The organism is Croceibacterium aestuarii (assembly GCF_030657335.1).
GTDB classification, from domain to species: domain Bacteria; phylum Pseudomonadota; class Alphaproteobacteria; order Sphingomonadales; family Sphingomonadaceae; genus Croceibacterium_B; species Croceibacterium_B aestuarii.
In genome coordinates this window covers 1,464,021-1,486,478 of record NZ_CP131039.1, presented here as the reverse complement: position 1 = coordinate 1,486,478, position 22,458 = coordinate 1,464,021, and the positions used below count along the sequence as shown (strand labels likewise).

Below are 22,458 nucleotides of genomic sequence, written 5' to 3'. Positions count from 1 at the left end.
GAGCACTGGTTTGAAGCTGCTGCAACGTATTGCGCCCGGCGGTAAGCGCGAGGTCCTGGCCGGCGAGGACGGCGACATTCGCGTGGTGGAAGGCGTGAACGATACCCGCACGCTCGCGCTGCGCGCGATCGACCGCGGCCACTCGCTGGCCGAGGAAATTGCCGACTGCGGCCGCGGAGAGCAGGTCGACGTGGCAGAAGAACTCGAGGCGGGCCGGCTGCTCGCCCCGCTCGACCATCCCGATCCGGCCCACCTCTTGCTTGCCGGCACCGGGCTGACGCACCTCGGCTCGGCCGAGGGCCGCGACCGGATGCACAGGGCCGCCGATGCGGGCGAGACGCTGACCGATTCGATGCGCATTTTCCTCGAAGGACTGCAAGGCGGAAAGCCGGCGGAGGGCGCAATCGGCCAGCAGCCGGAATGGTTCTTCAAGGGGAACGGCGAGCATCTGGTCGGGCCGGAAATGCCGCTCGACATGCCCGGCTATGCCCAGGACGGCGGCGACGAGCCCGAGATCGCCGGGCTCTACCTGATCGGGCCCGATGGCACGCCGTTCCGGCTCGGGTTCTGCCTCGCCAACGAATACTCGGACCACGTGACCGAGAAGCACAACTACCTGTGGCTCGCCCATTCCAAGCTGCGCCAGGCCGCGCTGGGGCCCGAACTGCTGACCGGCATGCTGCCCGCTGATATTCGCGGCACCTGCCGCATCCGCCGCGCGGGTGCGGTGGCGTGGGAGAAGCCCTTCCTTACCGGCGAGGACAACATGAGCCACGCGCTCGCCAACCTCGAGCACCATCACTTCAAGTATCCGCTGTTCCGCCGCCCCGGTGATGTCCACGTGCACTTTTTCGGCACCTCGACCGCGTCTTTTGCCGACGGCTTCGCAACGCAGGACGGCGACGTGTTCGAGATCGAGGCGCCGCCCTTCACGCTGCCGCTGCGCAATCCGCTCAGGAAGCTGCCGGTCGAAAGCGCGCCCATCCGGGTCGTCCCGCTATGAGCGATGCGCCGATCCACCTGGCGCTGGTCGGGCTGGGCAAGATCGCTCACGACCAGCACCTCCCGGCGATTGCCGGCAATCCCGACTTTGCCCTGGCCGCGACGGTCGATCCAGCGAGCGAGGGCCTTGCGGACACGCCGCATTTCAGCTCGCTCGAGAGCCTGCTGGCGAGCGCGGCGCACTTCGATGCGGTCGCGCTGTGCACCCCGCCGCAGGTTCGCCACGACCTTGCCCGCTCGGCGCTGGGCGCGGGAAAGCATCTCTTGCTCGAAAAGCCGCCGGGACGCGATCCTGCCGATGTCGCCGACTTGCTGGCAATGGCTGGCGGCGCGACGGTCTTTGCCGCCTGGCATTCGCGCTTTGCCGCCGGGGTCGGGCCGGCCAGGCGCTGGCTCGAAGGCAAGGCGATCCGCTCAGTCACAATCACCTGGCGCGAGGATGTCCGCGTCTGGCACCCCGGCCAGCCCTGGATCTTCCAGGCGGGCGGGTTCGGGGTGTTCGACCCGGGCATCAATGCGCTGTCGATCGCGACCGCGATCCTCCCGCGTCAACTCGAGGTGGCGAGCGCTTCGCTGGATGTGCCGGCCAATTGCGAGGCCCCGATTGCGGCGCGGCTCGAGCTGCGAGACTCAGCCGGCGTGCCCGTGCGTGTCGATCTCGATTTCCTGCAGACGGGCCCGCAGACCTGGGACATCCGCATCGAAACCGCGCAGGGCGAGCTGCTGCTTTCGAAGGGCGGCAGCGCGTGGCAGTTGCCGGGGGAACGGCGCGACGGGCCGGACCGGGAGTACGCGAGAATCTACCGCCGCTTCGCCGAGCTAATCGGGACAGGCACGAGCGAGGTCGACGCAGAGCCGCTGCGGCTGGTCGCCGAGGCCCTGCGACGCGGGCAGATCACCCGCGTCGCCGACTTTCACGAATAGGCTCAGCCGAGATCGAAGACGGCAACCGCCATCGGCGGCATTTCCACCGTCACCTTGCCGCCGCGAACCTTTGCCTCGATCGGCCTGGGCTCGACCGTATCCGGCTTGTCGAATGTGTTGACCGAATTGACCGCCGGGGCAGTGAGCACCGTCGCTTTTGCGCTGCCGAACTGCTCGCTCGGAGCCGTCAGTTCGACCGACTTGGCGACATGCGGATCGAGGTTGACCAGCGCGACATGGAGCCGCCCTGCCTTGTCGCGGAACGCGCTTGCATCGACGCCCGGAAGGGTCAGGTCCCCGTAACGGTACTCCCCCTGGGCGAACTTGACCGGGACGAACGTCGCGTTTTGCATCGGCACGTACATCTGGTGCACCCAGTAGGTCGGCGTGCGGACCATCTGCGGACCCTTGGTCAGCAGCACGGCCTGCAGCACGTTGACCATCTGCGCGATATTGGCCGCGCGCACCCGGTCGGCATGACGCGCGAAAATATTGAAGTTGAGCGCGGCGAGGATCGCATCGCGCATCGAATTCTGCTGCTGCAGGAAGCCTTCGGGCGTGCCCGGATCCTCCTTGAGCCAGACCCCCCATTCGTCGACGACGAGCGCGACCTCCTTCTTGGGATCGTACTTGTCCATGATGGCCGAATGCCGCGCGATCCGCTGGTCCATCTCCAGCGTGGTCTTGAGGATCTGGGCATAGTCGCCCTCGCCGAAGCCGACGCTCGGCAGCGAGGGCGGCCATTGCGGCACGGTGTAGCTGTGCAGCGAAAGGCCTTCGATCGACCATGTCCAGTCGCGCTCCGACCAGGCTTTCATCACCGTCTCGGTGTAGCGCGTGTCGTCGTCGGTCGGGCCTACCGCAACCCGCATCATCGCGTCGTCGCCGGTCTGCGCCGCGTTGTAGTTGCGATCGAAGCGGGCGTGGCGCTTGAGCAGGTCGACGTAATATTCGGGCCGCATGTTGCCGCCGCAGCCCCAGGTCTCGTTGCCGAGGCCGAGGATCTTGACCTTGTACTGGGCGGGATGGCCGTTGGCTGCGCGGTCCTGCCCGGCGCTGCTGCGTTGATCGGCGGTCATATAGGCCATCCAGTCCGCCGCCTCCTTGACCGTACCCGAACCGACGTTGACCGAAATGTTCGCGTCGGCGCCGACCTGGTCGACGAAGTCGAAGTATTCGTCGGTTCCGAAGGTGTTGGGCTCGATCGCGCCGCCCCAGTTGGCGTTCACGGTCGAGCGGCGGACCGGACCGACGCCGTCGCGCCAGTGATACTCGTCGGCAAAGCACCCGCCGGGATAACGGATATTGGGGACCTTGATCGCCTTGAGCGCGGCGACGACGTCGCTGCGGATTCCGCGGACGTTGGGAATGCCCGAATCCTTGCCGACCCAGACACCCCCGTAGATGCCGGTGCCGAGATGCTCGGCAAACTGGCCGAAGATGTTGCGATCGATTTTCGGGCCGGGTTCGTCCGCGGCAATCGAGACGGTCACGTCCTGCGCCGTGGCCGCAGCCGGGACCGCCGCGGCGAACAGCACTGCGAGCGAGAGGCTGCGCAGGCTCATTGTCCGTCACCCGTGGGGGCGGTGTAGACCCGGTAGATCATCTGATGGCGATAGGGCTTGTCCGGAGTGACGAGCGCCGAACCGAAGGCCGGCTTGTTGGGCGTGTCGGGAAAGAGCTGCGGCTCGAGCGCGATGCCGTCACCCATGCGGTAGACCTTGCCGCCCTTGCCGGTCACCGTGCCGACCAGGAAATTGCCGGTGTAGAACTGCAGCCCCGGCTCGGTCGACAGGACATCGAGGACCCGGCCCGAGCCCGGATCGGAGAGCCGGGCGGAGAGTTCGGGCTTCGCCGTCCGCCCCTTGTCGAGCGCCCAGTTGTGATCGTAGCCGCGGCCGATGACGATCTGCGGATCGGTCCCGTCGCGCAGGCCGTCGGCGATCAGGCGCGGCTGGCGAAAGTCGAACACGGTGCCGGCCACCGGCCTCAGTTCGCCGGTTGGGATCAGGGTCTCGCTCACCGGAGTGTAGTGCGAGGCCGGCAGCATCAGCCAGTGGTGCATCGCATCGTCGTGCGCCTCACGCCCGGCGAGGTTGAACAGGGCGTGGTTGGTCATGTTGACGATCGTCGGCGCGTCGGTCTTCGCTTCGTAGAGGATGCCGAGATCGCCTCCGTTATCGAGCGTGTAAGTGACGGTCACCTCGAGCTTGCCGGGGTAACCCTGGTCGCCGTCGGGGCTGGTCAGCGACAGGACCGCCTTCGCCACCGGACCGCTCGATACCGAAACGATCTTCCACAGCCGCTTGTCGAAGCCCTGCGTGCCGCCGTGCAGCGAGTTCTCGCCGTCGTTCTGGGTGAGCTGGTAGGTCTTGCCGCCGATGGCGAAGCGGCCGCCGCCGATCCGGTTGGCATAGCGCCCCACGGTCACGCCGAAATAGTTCGGCTTGGATTCGTAGTCGGCGGCATTGTCGTAGCCGATGATGATATCGGACGGGACGCCGTTGCGATCGGGCGCAGTGAGCGCCTGCAGCGTTGCGCCGTAGGTGAGGATTCTCGCGGAAACCCCCCTGGCGTTCGACAGGGTCACTGCCTCGATGGTCTTGCCCTCGGCGGTAGTTCCGGCCGCTTCGCGCGCCGCATCGGCTGCCAACGCCGAGCCCGGCGCAGCGCCGATGGCCAGCAGCGAAACGATAGCCAGTACAGTCTTCATCGACCCCTCCTCGGTCCCATCTCGAATGTCTATTTGTCAGACTATTCGGCTTTGGAAAACCCGAATTCGTAGAGCGATGGTAGCGCTATCGGCTGCCGTTTCGCGGCGCTCCTTGTTCTTCGGCGAGCGAGGCAGGCCTAGACCGGCAAGCCGACGTAGTTCTCGGCAATGCTCGTCTGCGCCGCGCGGCTCGAGGCGATGTAGTCGAGCTCGGCGACCTGCATGGCGCGTTCGAAGGGTCCGTCCTCGGGGAAACGGTGCATCAGGCGGGTCAACGACCAGCTGAAACGTTCCGACTTCCACACCCGCGCCAGCGCCTTGTCCGAATAACCGGAGATAGCATCGCCGTCATTGGCCCTGAAGAATTTCACCAGCGCTTCGGCAGCGTAGTGGACATCGCTGGCGGCCAGGTTGAGGCCCTTGGCGCCGGTCGGCGGGACGATGTGGGCACTGTCGCCGCACAGCAGCAGGCTGCCGTGACGCATCGGCGCGAAGACGAAGCTGCGCAGAGGGGCGATGCTCTTCTCCAGCGCCGGGCCGCGAACGATGTGAGCGGCGGCTTGCGGCCCCAATCGGATTGCCAGTTCATCCCAAACCCGTTCGTCGGGCCAGTCCTCGACCTTTTCGGTCAGCGGCACGTCGACGTAATAGCGGCTGCGCGTCTCGCTGCGCATGCTGGCGAGTGCGAAGCCGCGCTCGTGATTGGCGTAGATCAGCTCGTGATTGCAGGGCGGCACGTCGGCAAGGATGCCAAGCCAGCCGAACGGATATTCGCGCAGATACTCCTTGCCCACGCCCGCCGGGATCGCCGCTCGGCTCGGACCGTGGAATCCGTCGCACCCGGCGACGATCCGGCAGTCGATGCGCTGCGCTTTGCCGTCCCGGCTGTAGGTGACGTAAGGCGTCTCGCCTTCGACGTCGTGAAGCGTTACGTCGTCGGCCTCGTAGATCACCTCGAGACCGCGTTCTTCCCGAGCTTCCATCAGATCCCTGGTCAGCTCGGTCTGGCCGTAGACCACGACCTTCTTGCCGCCGGTCAGTTCGGCAATGTCGATGCGGATGAGCCGCTCGCCATCGGCGAGGTTGAACCCTTCGTGCGGCAGCCCTTCTGCCTTGAGCCGCGCGTCGAGCCCCAGGCGCTCCATTAGCGAGACGGTGATTTCCTCCAGCACGCCCGCCCGGATGCGCGAAAGGACGTAATCGGGCGAGCGCCGCTCGAGCACGACGCATTCGATACCCTCGGCACGCAAGAGATGCCCCAGTAGCAGGCCGGCGGGACCTGCGCCGATGATGCAAACCTGCGTCTTCATGCGCGGCTCAACGCGAACGTGTATGACAGGCTCTTCCAAGTTCGGTCCATTTGTCGTCCTTCAGGTGCTTCGCCAGTGCCGTGCTCGGCAAGATCTATCACGAGCGACGGCTTCACACCGAAGACCGCATCGCTTTCGAGGTATGGGTCGCCGCTCGGGAACAGATGGGTGACGAGCGGCGCAAAGCCCTCGGCCGCGATCTTGAAGTGGACGTGCCCGGGCCGCCAGGGATGGCGCCCGGTCGCGGCCAGCAGGTCGCCCACGGGACCGTCTGCCGGGACCTGGTACGAAACCGGCACGACGGCCCAGCATTTGACTCGCCCTTCCCCATCGGCGCGAAAGCGGCCGCGCAGGTCGTATTCACCATCGGGCAGATCGCGCTGGACGTCGTAGAGCCCGTCTGCGCCGCCCTCCCAGATGTCGACGACGGCACCCGGCAAAGGATCTCCCGCATTGTCGGTGACCTGCACATCGATCCAAAGCGGTATGCCGTCCTCGCCGCGGGCGATGTTCGCGCCTTGCTCGGCCACCGGGGGCTCCTCGACATAGAACGGTCCGAGTACCGTGCTCTCGGTTACACCGTCGTCGCCTGGCTGCTGCAGGGTATCGACGAGCATCGACACGCCGAGCACGTCGGACAGCAGAATGAACTCCTGCCGCGCCGGCGTGCACTTCTGACCGACCCGGGTGAGGAATTCGAGCGCCCCCATCCATTCCTCGGGCGAGGGGTCGACCTCGGCAACGAAGGCATGCAGGTGCTTGACGATCGCCTGGCTCACTTCGCGTGTCCGTTCGTCGGGCGCGCCGGCGAAACTGGCGAGCGCCGAGCGCGTAATCTGTTCGGGCGTCACGGCGTTCATGGCAGCATCTCCTCCCTCGGCGGCCCCTCCCAACACTGCTGCTTGAAGCAGCTTGTTCGAACCTTGCGCGGCAAACGGTCCGATTTCGCCATCACCGTTTCCATTGCACGTTCCACACCTTCGCGCGGCATGTCGATTCCGGCAAGTCCGATTGGCCGAGTTTCTTATGCAACTACTTTTCCATCCGCCGGTTCGGCTGCTAGAGGGCACCGCAAGCTGAGCGACGATCGCCGGTACTTTCACTCGAGGCTCCCGGAATGGACCGCGCCAGTATCGTACACGACAACTTCCTCCGCCGCGTCGCCTATGGCGACTATCCAGCGGGCGGTGCGCCGGCAGGCCCCCTGTCGGACGACCTCGCCGTGTCGATCTTCCGCTCGGCCTGCCTGACCCGCGCACTCGACCGGGAAAGCCGCGCGATGCAGGCGGCGGGACAAGGCTATTACACCATCGGCTCCTCGGGCCACGAGGGCATGGCCGCGGTGGCCGCAGCACTGCGCCCCTCCGACATGGCCTTCCTGCATTACCGCGACGCCGCCTTCCAGATCCAGCGCGCCGAGCAGGTGCCGGGACAGACGATCCTGTGGGATATGCTCCTGTCCTTCGCCTGCTCGAGCGAGGACCCGATCTCGGGCGGGCGGCACAAGGTGCTCGGATCTAAGGCGCTCAACATTCCGCCCCAGACCTCGACTATCGCCAGCCACCTGCCCAAGGCTGTCGGTGCGGCCTATTCGATCGGGCTCGCCAGACGGCGTCCGCCCGAGTTCAAACAGCTTGCCGACGACGCCATCGTCACCTGCTCGTTCGGCGATGCCTCGGTGAACCATTCGACCGCGCAGGGCGCATTCAACACCGCGGGATGGACGAGCTACCAGTCGGTGCCGTTGCCACTGCTGTTCGTGTGCGAGGACAACGGCATCGGCATCTCGACCAAGACGCCGCGCGGATGGGTCAAGGCAAACTTCGAATGTCGCCCCGGAATCAAATACTTCGAGTGCGACGGACTCGACATCTACGAGACCTACCGCGTCGCGAAGGAGGCCGCACATTACGTTCGCACTCGCCGCAAGCCGGCCTTCCTGCATGTTCGCACGATCCGGCTCTATGGCCACGCCGGAGCCGATGTGGCGATGGCCTATCTCTCGAAGGCCGAGGTCGAAGCCGAGGAGGCGCAGGATCCGCTGCTTCACATGGTCCGGCAGCTCGATGAAGCGGGCGCCTTGGCCGCGAATGAAGCGCTCGACATCTACCGGGACACCACCGAGCGGGTGGCGCGCGTTTCCGCCCGAGTCGTGACCCGCCCCCGCCTCGAAACCGCGCAGCAGGTCATGGCCAGCCTGATCCCGCCGCCGCGCCGGCCCAGCCCGAGCAACGGCCCCGACGCCGACAGCCGCGCCGCGACCTTCGGTTCCGACATGGCACTGATGGAAAAGCCCCAGCCGATGGGCAAACTCATCAACATGGCGCTGACCGATCTCATGCTCGAGCATGGCGAGATCGTGATGATGGGCGAGGACATCGCCAGGAAGGGCGGCAACTACGGCGTGACCCAGCGGCTTTCTGCCCGCTTCGGTGCGCCCCGCGTGATCGACACCCTGCTCGACGAACAGTCGATCCTCGGCCTCGCCATTGGCATGGCGCAGAACGGTTTTATCCCGATCCCCGAGATCCAGTTCCTCGCCTACCTGCACAACGCCGAGGACCAGCTGCGCGGCGAGGCGGCGACGCTGCCGTTCTTCTCGAACGGGCAGTTCGCCAATCCCATGGTCGTGCGCATTTCCGGGCTCGGCTACCAGAAGGGCTTCGGCGGGCACTTCCACAACGACAACTCGGTCGCCGTGCTACGCGACATCCCCGGCCTCGTCCTCGCCTGCCCCTCGAACGGCGCCGACGCGGCGATGATGCTGCGCGAATGCGTGCGGCTGGCGCGCGAGGAGCAGCGGCTGGCGGTGTTCCTCGAGCCGATCGCGCTCTATCCGATGCGCGACCTGCACGAGGCCGGCGACGGCGGCTGGATGCGCACCTATCCCGAACCGGGGCGGCGCATCGCGCTGGGCGAAGTCGGCGTGCACGGCACGGGCGAGGATCTGGCGATACTTACCTTTGGTAACGGCACCTATCTTTCCACCCAGGCGCAGGCGATTCTGGCCGAGAAAGGCGTGGACGCGCGCGTGATCGATATCCGCTGGCTCTCGCCGCTGCCGGTCGAGGGCATCGCCGCCGCGCTCGAGGGATGCGGCGCCGCGCTGATCGTCGACGAGACGCGGCGTAGCGGCGGCGTGGCCGAGGCGCTGATGGCGCTGGTCGCAGAAAACGCAGACTTGCCCCACGCGCGCTTGACCGCGGAGGACAGTTTCATCCCGACCGGCCCCGCCTACGCGGCGACCATGCCCTCGCGCGATAGCATTGTCGCCGCGGCGCTCGATCTCGTGGGAGCCCAGTGATGCCGACCGCGGTCGTGATCTGCCCCGGTCGCGGGACCTACAACGCCGGCGAACTCGGCTATCTCGGCCGGCACTTCCCCGATCCGGCGCTGCTCGCGCGTTTCGATGTCATGCGCGCCGAAGCGGGGCAGGAGACGCTGAGCGAACTCGACATGGCGGAGCGGTTCTCGCTCGCCAAGCACACCCGCGGCGACAACGCCTCGGGCCTGATCTACGCCGCTTCGCTGGGCGACTTCCTCTCGATCGATCGCGGCGCCATCGACATCGTCGCGGTCACCGGCAATTCGATGGGTTGGTACACCGCGCTGGCCTGCGGCGGCGCGCTGGACGCGGAAGCGGGCTTTCGCATCGCCAACACCATGGGCACGCTGATGCAGCAGGCACTGATCGGCGGCCAGACGGTCTATCCGTGGCTGGACGAGGACTGGGTGCCCCGCCCCGAGCGCAAGCGCGAACTTCTGGACCTCGTCTCGCGCATCGGCGCCGAACCGGACACGCAGCTGTACCTCTCGATCGATCTCGGCGGGATGCTGGTGCTGGCCGGCAATGCCGCCGGGCTCGAAGCGTTCGAGCAGGCGGTTCCGCGAGTGCAGGAGCGTTTCCCGCTGCGGCTCGGCAATCACGCCGCCTTCCATACACCAATGCAGGCACCGGTTGCCGAAGCCGGGCGCGAAGCGCTGCCCAGCGACCTGTTCGGCCAGCCGCACCTTCCGCTGATCGACGGCCGCGGCAAGATCTGGTGGCCCGGCGCGAGCGATGTCGCCGCGCTCTACGACTACACGCTCGGCCAGCAGGTGACCGAAAGCTACGATTTCACCCATGCCGTCACGGTCGCGGCGCGCGAGTTCGCACCCGACCTCTTCATCGTGCTCGGCCCCGGCACGACGCTCGGCGGCGCGGTCGCGCAGTCGCTGATTCTCGCCGGTTGGCGGAGCATGGGCAGCAAGGCCGATTTCCGCGCGCGGCAGGCCGATGCCCCGCTGCTCGCCGCCATGGGAATGCCCGACCAGCGCGCCGTCGTTACCGCGAGCTAGTTTCACCCGAGACGGTCGCATTGCCTCGAACGGCGGCTTTGCCTAGAGGCCCCCGGCTCGCGCGCCGAAAGGCGCGCGATCTCGGTTCGGCGCAGCACGGGATAACGGAATGTCGCAGCGAGGTGTTTTGATTGCAGGCGGCGGCATCGGCGGCCTCGCGCTGGCGCTTACTCTCGACCAGATCGGCGTGCCGTGCACGGTGTTCGAAAGCGTGCGCGAACTCCGGCCGCTCGGCGTCGGGATCAACCTCCAGCCCAATGCCGTGCGCGAACTGCACGACCTCGGGATCGGTGAGGACGAACTCGGCGACGTGGGAATTCCCGCGCGCGAGTGGGCGCTCGTCGGGCTCAACGGCAAGCAGATCTATTCCGAGCCGCGCGGCAAGGCGGCGGGCTACAAGTGGCACCAGTACGCGGTGCACCGCGGCCGCCTGCACCTGATGCTGGCACAGAAGGTCGTCGAGCGGCTCGGGCCGGAGGCCCTCAGGCTCGACCACAAGGTCACCGGCTATCGCAAGGAAGCGGGCGGCTCGGTCACCGCGCTGGTCGCCACTCCCGCAGGAACGCAGGAATTCACCGGAACGCTGCTGTTCGGCGCCGACGGCATCCATTCCGCGGTCCGCGCGCAGATGCATCCAGACCAGCCGCCGATCCACTGGGGCGGAACGATCATGTGGCGCGGCACCTCGCGGGGAAAACCGATCCGCACCGGATCCTCGTTCGTGGGTCTTGGCACGAGCCGCCACCGCGTGGTGTTCTATCCGATCTCGCAGCCCGACGAGAACGGCCTGGCCGACATCAACTGGGTCGCGGAGAAGACCTACGATACCAACCACGACTGGGCCAAGTCGGGCTGGTTCCGTCCGGTCGGGCTCGAGGAGTTCGCGCACGAATTCGACGATTTCGTCTATGAGTGGCTCGACCTTCCCGCGCTGCTTGCCAGATCCGAGGTCGCTTACGAAAACCCGATGATCGACCGCGATCCGCTGCCGACCTGGGTCGACGGCCCCGTGGCGCTGATGGGCGATGCCGCGCATCCGATGTATCCCACCGGTTCCAACGGCGCCTCGCAGGCCATCGTCGACGCGCGCAATATCGGCCGGATCATGCTCGACCACGGCGCGACCGCCGCAAGCCTTGCCGCCTACGACGAGCAATATTGCGGCCCGATCGGGCAGATCGCCCTGCGCAATCGCGGTGCGGGACCGTTCGGCCTGCTCAACATGGTCGAGGATCGCTGCGGCGGCGAATTCGACGATATCGACGCGGTGATCCCCGCCGAAGAGCGCGCCGCCTTCATGCTCGCCTACCAGCAGGCGGCGGGGTTCGCACAGGAACGACTGAACGCCGCTCCGCGAACGATTCCCGCAGGCGCAACGGTGGCACAAGTCGCGGCATGACCCCGCGGCTGGAACATGCCTGCGACCTGGTGGTGGAACTCTCGCCGCCGCACGAAATGGGGCAGGCCCCGAGCGGCATCCGGCGCATCATTCCGATCATCGGCGGGACGGTGAGCGGTCCGCTGCTGCAGGGACGCATCCTCGATGTGGGCGCCGACTGGCAGACGGTCACGGCTAACGGCGTCGCGCAGCTCGACGCACGCTACGCCATCGAGACACCGGATGGCGCGGTGATCGAAGTGCTCAGCCAGGGCATCCGCGACGCCGCGCCCGAAGTTGCCGCGCGCATCGCCGCGGGAGAGAGCGTGCCGCCGAGAGAGTACTACATGCGCACGGCAATCCGGCTCGAATGCGGGGATAAGGCTTACGACTGGGTCAATCGCGCGCTGTTCCTCGCCGCGGGCGGCAAGGTCGGTTCGACCGTCAGCCTGTCGGTGTACCGCGTGGGTTAACCGCGTTCGAGGTAGGCGAGCGATTCCTTCTCGATTTCGGTGAGCTCACGGATGGTCTCGTCGATGGCCTTGCGCTGGTGACGCAGGTCGTCGAGCCGGGTGCGAACGCGTTCGAGCAGGGCCTCGATCTGGTGGTGCTGTTCCTGATCGACGTCGTAGAGATCGAGAAACTCGCCGATCTCGCGCAGTGAAAAGCCGAGCCGCTTGCCGCGCAGAATCAACTTCATCCGCCCGAGGTCGCGCTTCGTGTAGACTCGAGTCGATCCGATGCGCTGCGGGCTGATCAGGCCCTTGTCCTCGTAGAAGCGCAGCGCGCGGTGCGTGACGCCGAGTTCGCTGGCGACATCCTGAATGCCCTTCAGATCATCGACCTGCGAGCCGACGAGGGTTCCGCTGGCGTCCGAATTCATTTCGCGCCGCTTCGGATGAGGTCGTGCTCCTGCGCGACGAGGTCCTTCTTCGACAGCTTGCCGATCTGCGTCTTGGGCAGGCTCGGCCGCACCTCGATGCGGTCGGGTTCCTCGATCTTGCTCAGACGCTTGCCGAGAAACGCCTTGAAATCGGCCATGTCGATCGTCTCGCCGGGCTTCGGCGCAACGAACAGCCACGGCGCCTCGCCGCGATAGCGGTCGGGCACGCCGATGGCGATCGCCTCGGCGACCGCGGGAAATTCGTAGGCGGCGTCCTCGATGGTGCGTGGGTATACGTTGTAGCCGCTGCACAGGATCAAGTCCTTGATGCGGTCGACGAGAAACAGGTAGCCATCCTCGTCGAGATAGCCGACATCGCCGGTCCGCAGGGCGCCGTCGACCATCGTTCGCTCGGTCGCATCGTCGCGCTTCCAGTACCCTTTCATCACCTGCGGCCCCCGCGCGCAGACCTCGCCGCGTTCGCCCTGAGCGAGAACCCTGTGGGGATCGTCGAGGTCGCGGATCTCGATGACGGTGTGCGGAAACGCCGGGCCGCAGCTGTTGGCCTTGACCACGCCCTCGAACAGCGGGTTGCAGGTGATGATCGGGCTCGCTTCGGTCAGCCCGTACCCTTCGACCAGCCGCTTGCCCGAGCGCCGCTCGAATTCCTCGCGCACCTCGAGCGGCAGCGGGGCGCCGCCGGAGACGAAGGACCGCATGGCGAAGAAATCGGGGAAGTCGCCTTCCGGCAGCGCGTTCAACGCGATCCACAGCGTCGGCACGCCGAAGAACTGGGTGGGCGGCTTGCGCTTCACCGATGCGAGAAAGCGCTTCATCTCGAAGCGCGGCAGCAAGACGATCTCGCCGGCAATCTCGATCGAATAGTTGAGCACCGTGGTCAGCGCGAAGACATGGAACATGGGCAGGACCGCCGTCGTGCGTTCCTGCACCGCGCGCTCGGGCGCGGCATGGATCAGCATCTGCCGTGCGTTGGCCGCAAGGCTGGCGTGCGTAAGCATCGCGCCTTTGGGCACGCCGGTGGTCCCGCCCGTGTACTGGAGCACCGCAACGTCGTCGGGATCGAGATCGGCGCGCTCGTACTGCATGCCGTGACCCAGAAGGTCCGACCACTCGACGAACAGCGCGTCGTCGCGCGCCTTCGACGTCTTGCCGATCTGGGTCAGTCGGTATCCGAGTCCGGTCATGCGCGGCATGGCCTGCGCCAGCGGACACAGAACGACGTGCGCGATCCCGGCCTTGCCCGCCGCCATCAGGGCCTTGTCGCTGATCGACTTCACGTCGGGCACGGCCATCATCTTGGCGCCGCTGTCGTGCAGCAGGTGCTCCAGTTCCTCGTCCGAATAGAGCGGGTTCAGGTTGACCGCGATTCCGCCCAACCGAAGCACGGCGAAATAGAGAACGACGTAGTAGTGCGTGTTGGGCAGGCACAAGGCGAAGCGATCGCCCTTGGTCAAGCCGAGACGCGCCAGGCCCGCGGCGGCGCGTTCAACCTCGTCGTAGAGATCGGAATAAGTCCATTCGCGGCCGAAGAAATCCAGCGCGGTGTGCCGCGGATAGAGCCGCGCGGCACGGTCGAGGAGCGCAGGCAGCACGCGCGGCCGCAATTCGAGCCGGTCCTCGCCCGCTGCGGTGAACTTTTCTTCGTCCTGTCGGTTATCCGGCATGGCCGTCACGCATCGCTCCTCACGCGACAGCAACCGGTCGCGCGAATCGCACTGTGCCGCAAAAATCGCTTGACGTATAGGTCAATTCACGCACCTATAGGGAATATCCCGACGCGGGCCGATTCCCCGCGCCCATCAGAGAGGCTTTCACTCCATGACCGAAGTCGTCATCGCCGGTTACGTCCGCTCCCCGTTCCACCCCGCAAACAAGGGCGCGCTGGCGAAGGTCCGGCCCGACGACATGGCGGCGCAGGTGATCCAAGGACTGATCGACAAAACCGGAGTCGATACCGCCAAGATCGAGGATCTGGCGCTTGGCTGCGCCTTCCCGGAAGGCGAACAGGGCTTCAATATGGCGCGGCTCGTGGTTCTGCTCGCCGGCCTGCCCAATTCGATCGGCGGCATCACGATGAACCGCTTCTGCGGCAGCTCGATGAGCGCGCTGCACTATGCCGCCGGACAGATCTGTCTGGGCGCTGGCGAATGCTTCATCGCCGCTGGCGTCGAATCGATGAGCCGCGTGCCGATGGGCGGTTTCAACCCGATGCCCAATCCGAAGCTGGCCCAGTCCAGCGATGCCTACATCGCGATGGGCGACACGGCCGAGAACCTCGCCAAGATGTACGGGATCGAGCGCGAGAAGCAGGAGGCCTTCGCCGTCGAGAGCCAGAAGAAGGCTGCCGCCGCCGCCGCCGCCGGCAAGTTCGACGAGGAAATCATTCCCATCAAGATCGGGGATGCGGTGATCGACACGGACGGCACGATCCGCCCCGACACCACCGCCGAGGGCCTTGCCGGGCTCAAGCCGGCGTTCAATGCGCAAGGCACGGTGACCGCGGGCACCGCTTCTCCGCTGACTGACGGCTGCGCCGCGCTGCTGGTGTGCAGCGCCGAGTTCGCGAAGGAAAACGGCCTCGACGTGATCGCCAAGGTCAAGTCGGTGGCCATTTCGGGTTGCGCGCCCGAAGTGATGGGGCTCGGTCCCGTGATCTCCTCGCAGAAGGCGGTCGAGCGTGCCGGCATCGGCTTCGACGACATCGCCGTTATCGAGCTCAACGAAGCCTTCGCATCGCAGGCGCTGGCTTGCATGAGCGACCTCGGGCTCGACGGCGCCAAGGTGAATCCCGACGGCGGGGCCATCGCCATCGGCCACCCGCTCGGTGCGACCGGTGCGCGGATCGTCGGCAAGGCGGCGCAAATCCTGAAGCGCGACGGGGGCAAGTATGCCCTCGCCACCCAGTGCATCGGCGGCGGCCAGGGCATCGCGACCGTGCTGGAGTCCGTGTAATGGCCGAGGCGATCCAAAAGGTCTGCGTCATCGGCTCGGGCGTGATGGGCTCGGGCATCGCCGCACAGATCGCCAACGCCGGCGTGCCCGTGCTGCTGCTCGATATCCCCGCCAAGGAAGGCGACAACCGCAGCGCCATTGCCGAAGGCGCGGTGGCCAAGATGCTCAAGACCGAGCCCGCCCCGTTCATGAGCAGGGGCGCGGCCAAGCTGGTCGAGACCGGCAATATCGAGGACGATCTCGACAAGGTCGCGACATGCGACTGGATCGTCGAGGCGATCATCGAGAACCTCGACATCAAGCGCTCGCTCTACGAGAAGCTAGAAGAGCACCGCAAGAAAGGCGCGCCGGTCAGCTCGAACACCTCGTCGATCCCGTTGGCGATGCTCACCGAAGGCCGCTCGGACGATTTCAAGAAATCCTTCCTGATCACCCACTTCTTCAACCCGCCGCGCTACATGCGGCTGATCGAGCTGGTGACGAGCGAGCACACCAGCGCCGCGATCGTCGAGAGGGTCGAGACTGTCGTCGACCGCACGCTCGGCAAGAGTGTGGTCTGGGCTAAGGATACCCCCGGCTTCATCGCCAACCGCATCGGCACCTACTGGATCCAGACCGGCGTCAACGCCGCCTTCGACCTCGGCGTGTCGGTCGAGGAGGCCGACGCGATCGCTGGCAAGCCGATGGGCGTGCCCAAGACCGGCATCTTCGGGCTGGTCGACCTCGTCGGGCTCGATCTGCAGCCGCACCTCATGGCGAGCCTGCAGTCCACCCTGCCCAAGGACGATCCCTACCAGGCCATCGCCCGCAGCGAGCCGCTGATCGAGAAGCTGATCGCCGACGGGTTCACCGGCCGCAAGGGCAAGGGCGGGTTCTTCCGCATGAACAAGGACGGCGGCAAGCGCACGCTCGAGGCGATCGACCTCAATACCGGCGAATACCACACCGCCGCCCGCCCCGCCGTGCCGGTCGGCCCGGCGGCCAAAGGCGACCTCAAGATGCTGGTCGAGGCCGAGGGCAAGTATGGCGAATACGCCTGGACGGTACTCGGCAACACCGTCGCCTACGCCGCGCTGTTGGTGCCGGAAATCTCCGATACGATAGTCGGCGTCGATGACGCGATGAAGCTCGGCTACAACTGGAAGTTCGGTCCTTTCGAGTGGATCGACAAGCTCGGTGCCGACTATGTCGCCAAGCGGCTGGAGGAGGACGGGAAGCCCGTCCCCGAACTGCTCAAGCTGGCCGCGGGCAAGACCTTCTACCGCATCGAGGACGGCAAGCGGCAGTACCTCGGCACCGATGGCGAGTACCACGACATCGTGCGCGCCGAGGGCGTCCTGCTGCTGGAAGACATCAAGCGCGCTTCCAAGCCGCTGCTCAGGAACTCCAGCGCCGCCCTGTGGGATATCGGCGACGGGGTCGTGTGCCTCGAGTTCACTGGCAAGATGAACGCGCTCGACGGCGAAGTGATGAAGCTGATCGGCCAGGCGGCCAATCTTGTCGCGAAAGACCATAAGGCGCTCGTCGTCTACAACGAGGGCAGCCACTTCTCCGCCGGGGCCAATCTCGGCCTTGCGCTGTTCGCTTACAACATCGCCGCCTATTCCGAGATCGAGCAGCTCGTCGCCGGCGGACAGATGGCCTACAAGGCGCTCAAGTACGCCCCCTTCCCGGTCGTCGGCGCGCCCGCCGGGATGGCGCTCGGCGGCGGCTGCGAAATCCTGCTCCACTGCGACGCCATCCAGGCCCATGCCGAGCTCTATGTCGGCCTGGTCGAATGCGGCGTCGGTCTGATCCCCGGCTGGGGCGGCTGCGGCGAGATGCTCGACCGCTGGCGCAAGATGCCCAAGATGCCGAACGGCCCGATGCCGGCGGTGGCCAAGGTGTTCGAGATCGTCTCGACCGCCACGGTTTCCAAGTCGGCCGCCAATGCCAAGGAGCTGGGGTTCCTGCGGCCCGCCGACGGCGTGACGATGAACCGCGACCGGCTGCTCTACGAAGCCAAGCAGAAGGCGCTCGCGCTGGCCGAAGGCTACACCGCGCCCGAACCGCCCGAATTCCGTCTGCCCGGACCGAGCGGCAAGGCGGCGCTGATGCTGGCGGTGAGCGACTTCCACAATCGCGGCCTTGCGACCGATTACGACGTGGTCGTCTCCGACGCCCTGGCGACGGTCCTCACCGGCGGTGACGGAGACCCGGTGCAGCCGATCAGCGAGAACGAGATGCTCGCGCTCGAACGCAAGGAATTCATGACCCGGCTGCACGATCCGCGCACGCTGGCCCGGATCGAGACGATGCTCGAAACCGGCAAACCCCTGAGAAATTAAGCGCGGAACCAGGAGAGACGCGATGCAAGTCTACGAGCCCCCCCTGCGCGATATGCGCTTCGTGCTCCACGAGCTGTTTGCCGACGAACCGTTCGGCAAGGTCGCGGCGAACGAGGAATTCACCCCCGACCTGCTCGATGCGATCCTCGAGGAAGCCGGCAAGCTGGCGCGCGAAGTGCTGCTGCCGCTCAACCGCAGCGGCGACGAGGAAGGCTGCCATCTCGAAAACGGCGTCGTGCGCACGCCCGAAGGGTTCAAGCAGGCCTACGACACCTTCCGTGAAGGCGGCTGGTGCGCGCTTGCCGCCGATCCGGCGTGGGGCGGCCAGGGCCTGCCCGAGACGGTCAACAAGCTGGTCGAGGAAATGATCAGCGCCTCGAACGTCTCGTTCGGCCTCTATCCCGGACTGACCCACGGCGCGACGACCGCAATGGTCGACTATGCCAGCGAGGACCTCAAGAACACCTACCTGCCCAAGATGGTCGAGGGCGTGTGGTCGGGCACGATGTGCCTGACCGAGGCGCACTGCGGCACCGATCTCGGCCTGCTGCGCACCAAGGCGGTGCCGCAGGACGACGGCAGCTACAAGATCACCGGCGGGAAGATCTTCATTTCGGCCGGCGAACACGATCTGACCGAAAACATCATCCACCTCGTGCTCGCGCGGCTTCCCGATGCGCCGCCGGGGATCAAGGGCATCTCGATGTTCCTCGTCCCCAAGCTGCTGCTCGACGATGCCGGCAACCCCAGCAAGCCGAACAACGTCTCGGTCGCCGCGATCGAGCACAAGATGGGCATCAAGGCCTCGGCCACCTGCCAGCTCAACTTCGACGACAGCACCGGCTGGCTCGTCGGCACGCCCAACAAGGGCATGCAGGCCATGTTCCGGATGATGAACAACGAACGCGTCGCGGTCGGCGTCCAGGGCCTGGGCATCGGCGAGGCCGCGTATCAGTCGGCGGTGTGGTACGCCAAGGACCGGCTGCAGGGCCGCTCGCTTTCGGGCGCCAAGTACCCCGACAAGCCGGCGGACCCGATCATCGTCCATCCCGACGTGCGGCGCATGCTGATGACCATGCGCGCCTACAACGAGGGCAGCCGCGCGGTCTGCGGCTGGGTCGCCCGTGCGCTGGAAACGGCCGAAAAGGGCACCGAACCCGAGGCCAAGCAGCGCGCCGAGGATTTCGTCGCGCTGATGACGCCGGTCGTGAAGGCGCTGTTCACCGATCTCGGCTTCGAGAGCGCCAACCTCGCGGTGCAGGTCTACGGCGGGCACGGCTACATCCGCGAAAGCGGCGTCGAACAATATGTTCGCGACGCGCGCATCGCGCAAATCTACGAGGGCACCAACGGCATCCAGGCGCTCGACCTCGTCGGCCGCAAGATGGGCGCGCACAACGGGCGCTACCTGCGCAGCTTCTTCCACCCGGTGGGCCGGTTCATCGAAGAGCTCAAGGCGCACGAGGAATTCGGCAAGATGGGCGAGGCGTTCGAAAAGGCCTTCCAGGCGCTGCAGCTCGCGACCGGCACGATCGCCCAGAAGGGCCTCGCCGATCCCGAGGAAGCGGGCGCCGCGGCGACCGAATACCTGCGGCTGCTCGGCTTCGTGGCGATGGGCTACACGTTCGGCAAGTCGGCCGTCCTGGCTCACCGGAAGCTGGCCGAAGGCACCGACGAGGCGGACTTCTACAAGGCCAAGATCGTCACCGCGCGGTTCTTCTTCGACCGCCTGCTGCCTCCGGCAAGCGCGCTGGTGCTGGCGATCAAGCGCGGCAAGGCGAGCATGATGGAGCTTCCGGCCGAGGCGTTTTGAACCTGAAAGCCCTCTCCCCTTCAGGGGAGAGGGTTGGGAGAGGGGGAATTGCGCAACATCCCCTCTCCTTCCGCCGCTTGGCGGCTCCTTCCTCTCCCCTGAAGGGGAGAGGGCTAGAATCCCTACCGCCCCGCCACGCGCGCGCCTTGGATGTCGACCACCTTCGGGCTGTTCGCGAACAGCACGCTGAACTGGTCGTCGAGGTCCTGAGTGTGCGGTTCGGTCCCTTCGCGCACAGTGGTGCGGCGCATGTCGCGCTTGTACTTCGAATAGTCGTATTCGCCGCCGCGGTGCATCGAGCACAGGTTGTCCCAAATGACCATGTCGCCGACCTTCCAGCTGTGGCTGAAGGTGTACTGCGGCTGGGTGCAATGCTCGATAAGGTCGCGGATCAGGTGGCGCCCCGCCTCCTTCTCCATGCCCTCGATGTCCATGGTGTGCGCGGCAATGAACAGCGCCTTGCGGCCCGAGCCCTTGTGGACGTGGACCAGCGGGTGGCGCGCCTTGAAGCGGCTGTCGATTTCCTCGTCGGGAATGTCCGCCCCGGCCTGCTTGCGGCTCCACCACAGCGAATTGATCCCGATTTTGTCCTCGAGGAAATCCTTCATGTCCTGCGGCAGGTCATCGTAGGCGCTGCGGGTATCGGCGAACCAGGTCTCGCCGCCTTCGGGCGGGACGCTGTGCGCCAGAAGCAGCGAATAGCTGGTGCGCTTTTCCATGAAGGCGCTGTCGGTGTGCCACAGCCGGTCGCCCTTGCGGTATTGAATTGCCGCCGGGTCCTGCGTGATCTCGCCTTCGGGATTGAGGTTGCTGGCGTCGAACAGCTCGCGGAACGGCAGGCGGTACCTGATGTTCTCGCGCACCGGGACGCGTTCGAGGTAACCGAAATTGCGGCTGAACTCGACGTGGTCTTCATCCGACATCCGGGTGTCGGGCCAGACCGTCACGCCCCAGGTGTCCATGGCGTCCGTGACCTGCTTCACCTCGTCGGCGGCCAGCTTGCGGGTCAGGTCGAGACCGGTGCACACGGCGCCGAAGCGCGGCAGGATGGGTTCGACTTTCAGCGGCATGGCGCCTCTCCGGGTTTATTAGCTTGCTAATTACATAGCGACCGGGCGCTTGCGCTGCAAGCTCGCCCGCTTGCACTGCGCGCACAGCACACCGTCCTGATTGTACGCCCGGTGGGCGAAGGTGACGATGCCCTGGTCGGGCCGCGACTTGCTTTCGCGCACCTCGAGCACTTCGGTCTCGATCCGCACGGTGTCGCCGACGAACAGCGGGGCGGGAAAGCGCACCTCGTCCCAGCCGAGGTTAGCGACCGACGTACCCTGGGTCGTGTCGTTGACGCTAATCCCCACCATCAGCGCGAGCGTGAAGCACGAATTGAACAGGATCCGGCCATATTCGGTTCCCTTCATGTATTCGGCATCGAGGTGCAGCGGCGCCGGGTTGTGGGTCAGCGCGCTGATCAGCAGGTTGTCGGTCTCGGTCAGCGTGCGCCGCAGCGGGTGGTCGAACACCTGTCCGACCTCGAATTCCTCAAGCCACAATCCGGCCATTTCGTTCTCCTTCGCGCGGGTCCCTAACACGGGTTTTTTCGCCGTTACAGGAAAGGTTCAGCCGCTTGCGTGTTGCAAGGGCAAACCCTTATGGAGACCAACCGAATGCGAATTCTCGCCCTGCCCGTTACTGCCCTTGCCCTAGCTCTCGCCGCTTGCGGTTCGCAAACCGACGAGACCCCCGCCGAACAGCCGTCGGCCGCACCGACGCCCACCCCTCTGCCGACGGAAATCCCCGCGCAGTTCCAGGGGCGCTGGGGCCTGTCGCCGAACGATTGCACCACCACCCAGGGCGACGACAAGGGACTGCTGACAGTCGATTCGAAAACGCTCAAGTTTTACGAATCGGTCGGGACGCTCGATGAAGTGACGGAAGCCACGCAGGGCCGCCTGCGCGGAAACTTCTCGTTCGCCGGCGAAGGCATGAATTGGAAGCGCGACGAAATCCTCGACCTGCGCGACGACGGCAAGGTGCTAGTGCGCCGCGAATTCGGCGAGGGTGCATCGACCACCCCGTTCGACTATATGAAGTGCGAATGAGCAAGCGCACCCGCATCCCGCCGCTCTCTCCGTTCGAGGAGCAGGCCGGCTTCACCCGCGCCCTGCGTACCGGCAACCGCATCGTCTGCGCCGGCACCGTCGGCGTCGAGGAGGACGGCTCCGTATCGCCTGACGCCGGCAAGCAGGCCGACAGGTGTTTCGCAATGATCAAGGGCTATATCGAGGAGCTTGGCGGGACGATCGAGGATGTCGTACGCGTGCGCATGTTCGCCAGCGACATAAAGGATGCCGACGCCATCACCGCCGCCTTCACCCGCGCGCTCGGCCATGTTCGGCCAACGGGAACTCTCGTTGCCGTTGCGGCACTTTATCATCCGAGCTGGAAGGTCGAAATCGAGGCCGAAGCGGTTATTGGAGACGATTGATGAAAGTGCTTGCCCCTTTGTCCGTCCTGGCCCTCGGAGCGCTGTCCGCCTGCACCACGACGGATGTGCGCGACGCCGGTGGAACGTGCAACCTCGTCAAGGGTCAGCGCTTCGAAGGACAAAAGGCGACCACCGAGACCGGACACAACCTCCTCCTCGCCACCGGCGCGAAGACGCTGCGCTGGGTACCGCCACGCACCGCGGTGACGATGGACTTCCGCCCCGACCGACTGACCGTGAGCTACGACGACGACATGGTCATCACCAAGGTTAGCTGCAGCTGAGACGGTTGCATGTGAAACGGCTTCGCGG

General features: G+C 66.0%; 20 protein-coding genes. 12 read left to right on the top strand and 8 right to left on the bottom strand.

The features are described from left to right. Nucleotides 1-19: 19 nt before the first annotated feature. Complete coding sequence (araD1, locus tag Q7I88_RS07230) at nucleotides 20-1,003, top strand: AraD1 family protein (protein ID WP_439648385.1); 984 nt, start codon at nucleotides 20-22, stop codon at nucleotides 1,001-1,003. Continuing rightward, entirely contained in the window at nucleotides 1,000-1,926 is a 927-nt protein-coding gene (locus Q7I88_RS07225) for a Gfo/Idh/MocA family protein (protein WP_305098367.1), read from the top strand. Before araD1 ends, Q7I88_RS07225 begins: the two co-directional genes overlap by 4 nt. A gap of 2 nt (nucleotides 1,927-1,928) precedes the next feature. Here the strand turns inward: Q7I88_RS07225 and Q7I88_RS07220 are convergent, their stop codons facing one another. From Q7I88_RS07220 to Q7I88_RS07205, 4 genes are all read right to left on the bottom strand, one after another. Beyond that, complete coding sequence (locus tag Q7I88_RS07220; protein WP_305098366.1) at nucleotides 1,929-3,491, bottom strand: alpha-N-arabinofuranosidase; 1,563 nt, start codon at nucleotides 3,489-3,491, stop codon at nucleotides 1,929-1,931. Then, the gene (locus tag Q7I88_RS07215) at nucleotides 3,488-4,639 is read right to left on the bottom strand and encodes an aldose epimerase family protein (RefSeq protein WP_305098365.1); all 1,152 of its coding nucleotides are present in this window, start codon (nucleotides 4,637-4,639) and stop codon (nucleotides 3,488-3,490) included. Before Q7I88_RS07215 ends, Q7I88_RS07220 begins: the two co-directional genes overlap by 4 nt. 137 nt (nucleotides 4,640-4,776) lie before the next feature. Beyond that, on the bottom strand, nucleotides 4,777-5,949 hold the full coding sequence (gene pobA, locus Q7I88_RS07210) for a 4-hydroxybenzoate 3-monooxygenase (RefSeq protein ID WP_305098364.1): 1,173 nt from the start codon (nucleotides 5,947-5,949) through the stop codon (nucleotides 4,777-4,779). Then, nucleotides 5,946-6,809, bottom strand: coding sequence for a dioxygenase family protein (locus Q7I88_RS07205; protein WP_305098363.1), 864 nt, complete (start codon nucleotides 6,807-6,809; stop codon nucleotides 5,946-5,948). The genes pobA and Q7I88_RS07205 overlap by 4 nt, the downstream gene beginning before the upstream one ends. A gap of 257 nt (nucleotides 6,810-7,066) precedes the next feature. Here Q7I88_RS07205 and Q7I88_RS07200 point away from each other — a divergent pair, with 257 nt between their 5' ends. The 4 genes from Q7I88_RS07200 to Q7I88_RS07185 all read left to right on the top strand — a co-directional run bounded on the left by Q7I88_RS07200 (nucleotide 7,067) and on the right by Q7I88_RS07185 (nucleotide 12,138). After that, nucleotides 7,067-9,253 (top strand): dehydrogenase E1 component subunit alpha/beta, encoded by a 2,187-nt coding sequence (locus Q7I88_RS07200; RefSeq protein WP_305098362.1) that lies wholly within the window; start codon nucleotides 7,067-7,069, stop codon nucleotides 9,251-9,253. Continuing rightward, complete coding sequence (locus Q7I88_RS07195) at nucleotides 9,253-10,287, top strand: ACP S-malonyltransferase (protein WP_305098361.1); 1,035 nt, start codon at nucleotides 9,253-9,255, stop codon at nucleotides 10,285-10,287. The genes Q7I88_RS07200 and Q7I88_RS07195 overlap by 1 nt, the downstream gene beginning before the upstream one ends. 109 nt (nucleotides 10,288-10,396) lie before the next feature. Continuing rightward, a complete protein-coding gene (locus Q7I88_RS07190; RefSeq protein ID WP_305098360.1) occupies nucleotides 10,397-11,686 on the top strand; it encodes a flavin-dependent oxidoreductase in 1,290 nt (429 codons plus the stop codon). Then, nucleotides 11,683-12,138, top strand: coding sequence for a DUF3237 domain-containing protein (locus Q7I88_RS07185; RefSeq protein ID WP_305098359.1), 456 nt, complete (start codon nucleotides 11,683-11,685; stop codon nucleotides 12,136-12,138). The genes Q7I88_RS07190 and Q7I88_RS07185 overlap by 4 nt, the downstream gene beginning before the upstream one ends. Here Q7I88_RS07185 and Q7I88_RS07180 read toward each other — a convergent pair. Further along, on the bottom strand, nucleotides 12,135-12,548 hold the full coding sequence (locus Q7I88_RS07180; RefSeq protein WP_305098358.1) for a MerR family transcriptional regulator: 414 nt from the start codon (nucleotides 12,546-12,548) through the stop codon (nucleotides 12,135-12,137). The two genes, Q7I88_RS07185 and Q7I88_RS07180, sit on opposite strands and share 4 nt — an antisense overlap. Then, nucleotides 12,545-14,233, bottom strand: a complete 1,689-nt coding sequence (locus tag Q7I88_RS07175; protein ID WP_305098357.1) for a long-chain-fatty-acid--CoA ligase — start codon at nucleotides 14,231-14,233, stop codon at nucleotides 12,545-12,547. Before Q7I88_RS07175 ends, Q7I88_RS07180 begins: the two co-directional genes overlap by 4 nt. A 154-nt stretch (nucleotides 14,234-14,387) precedes the next feature. Here Q7I88_RS07175 and Q7I88_RS07170 point away from each other — a divergent pair, with 154 nt between their 5' ends. From Q7I88_RS07170 to Q7I88_RS07160, 3 genes are read left to right on the top strand one after another with little or no spacing between them, the layout of a single operon-like run. Beyond that, complete coding sequence (locus tag Q7I88_RS07170) at nucleotides 14,388-15,521, top strand: thiolase family protein (RefSeq protein WP_305098356.1); 1,134 nt, start codon at nucleotides 14,388-14,390, stop codon at nucleotides 15,519-15,521. Next, nucleotides 15,521-17,848, top strand: a complete 2,328-nt coding sequence (locus Q7I88_RS07165) for a 3-hydroxyacyl-CoA dehydrogenase/enoyl-CoA hydratase family protein (protein WP_305098355.1) — start codon at nucleotides 15,521-15,523, stop codon at nucleotides 17,846-17,848. Before Q7I88_RS07170 ends, Q7I88_RS07165 begins: the two co-directional genes overlap by 1 nt. Before the next feature lie 22 nt (nucleotides 17,849-17,870). Continuing rightward, nucleotides 17,871-19,661: an acyl-CoA dehydrogenase C-terminal domain-containing protein gene (locus Q7I88_RS07160; RefSeq protein WP_305098354.1), complete on the top strand. Its 1,791-nt coding sequence runs from the start codon at nucleotides 17,871-17,873 to the stop codon at nucleotides 19,659-19,661. A gap of 122 nt (nucleotides 19,662-19,783) precedes the next feature. Here Q7I88_RS07160 and Q7I88_RS07155 read toward each other — a convergent pair whose 3' ends face one another. Next, on the bottom strand, nucleotides 19,784-20,731 hold the full coding sequence (locus tag Q7I88_RS07155) for a TauD/TfdA dioxygenase family protein (protein WP_305098353.1): 948 nt from the start codon (nucleotides 20,729-20,731) through the stop codon (nucleotides 19,784-19,786). Between the two features lie 30 nt (nucleotides 20,732-20,761). Continuing rightward, a complete protein-coding gene (locus Q7I88_RS07150; RefSeq protein WP_439648370.1) occupies nucleotides 20,762-21,250 on the bottom strand; it encodes a MaoC family dehydratase in 489 nt (162 codons plus the stop codon). Between the two features lie 75 nt (nucleotides 21,251-21,325). Between Q7I88_RS07150 and Q7I88_RS07145 the strand changes: the two genes are divergently transcribed. The 3 genes from Q7I88_RS07145 to Q7I88_RS07135 are packed head-to-tail and all read left to right on the top strand — an operon-like array spanning nucleotide 21,326 to nucleotide 22,430. Continuing rightward, a complete protein-coding gene (locus Q7I88_RS07145; protein WP_305098351.1) occupies nucleotides 21,326-21,760 on the top strand; it encodes a hypothetical protein in 435 nt (144 codons plus the stop codon). Continuing rightward, a complete protein-coding gene (locus tag Q7I88_RS07140) occupies nucleotides 21,757-22,146 on the top strand; it encodes a Rid family hydrolase (protein WP_305098350.1) in 390 nt (129 codons plus the stop codon). The genes Q7I88_RS07145 and Q7I88_RS07140 overlap by 4 nt, the downstream gene beginning before the upstream one ends. After that, nucleotides 22,146-22,430, top strand: coding sequence for an I78 family peptidase inhibitor (locus Q7I88_RS07135; protein ID WP_305098349.1), 285 nt, complete (start codon nucleotides 22,146-22,148; stop codon nucleotides 22,428-22,430). Before Q7I88_RS07140 ends, Q7I88_RS07135 begins: the two co-directional genes overlap by 1 nt. The last annotated feature ends 28 nt before the right edge of the window (nucleotides 22,431-22,458 follow it).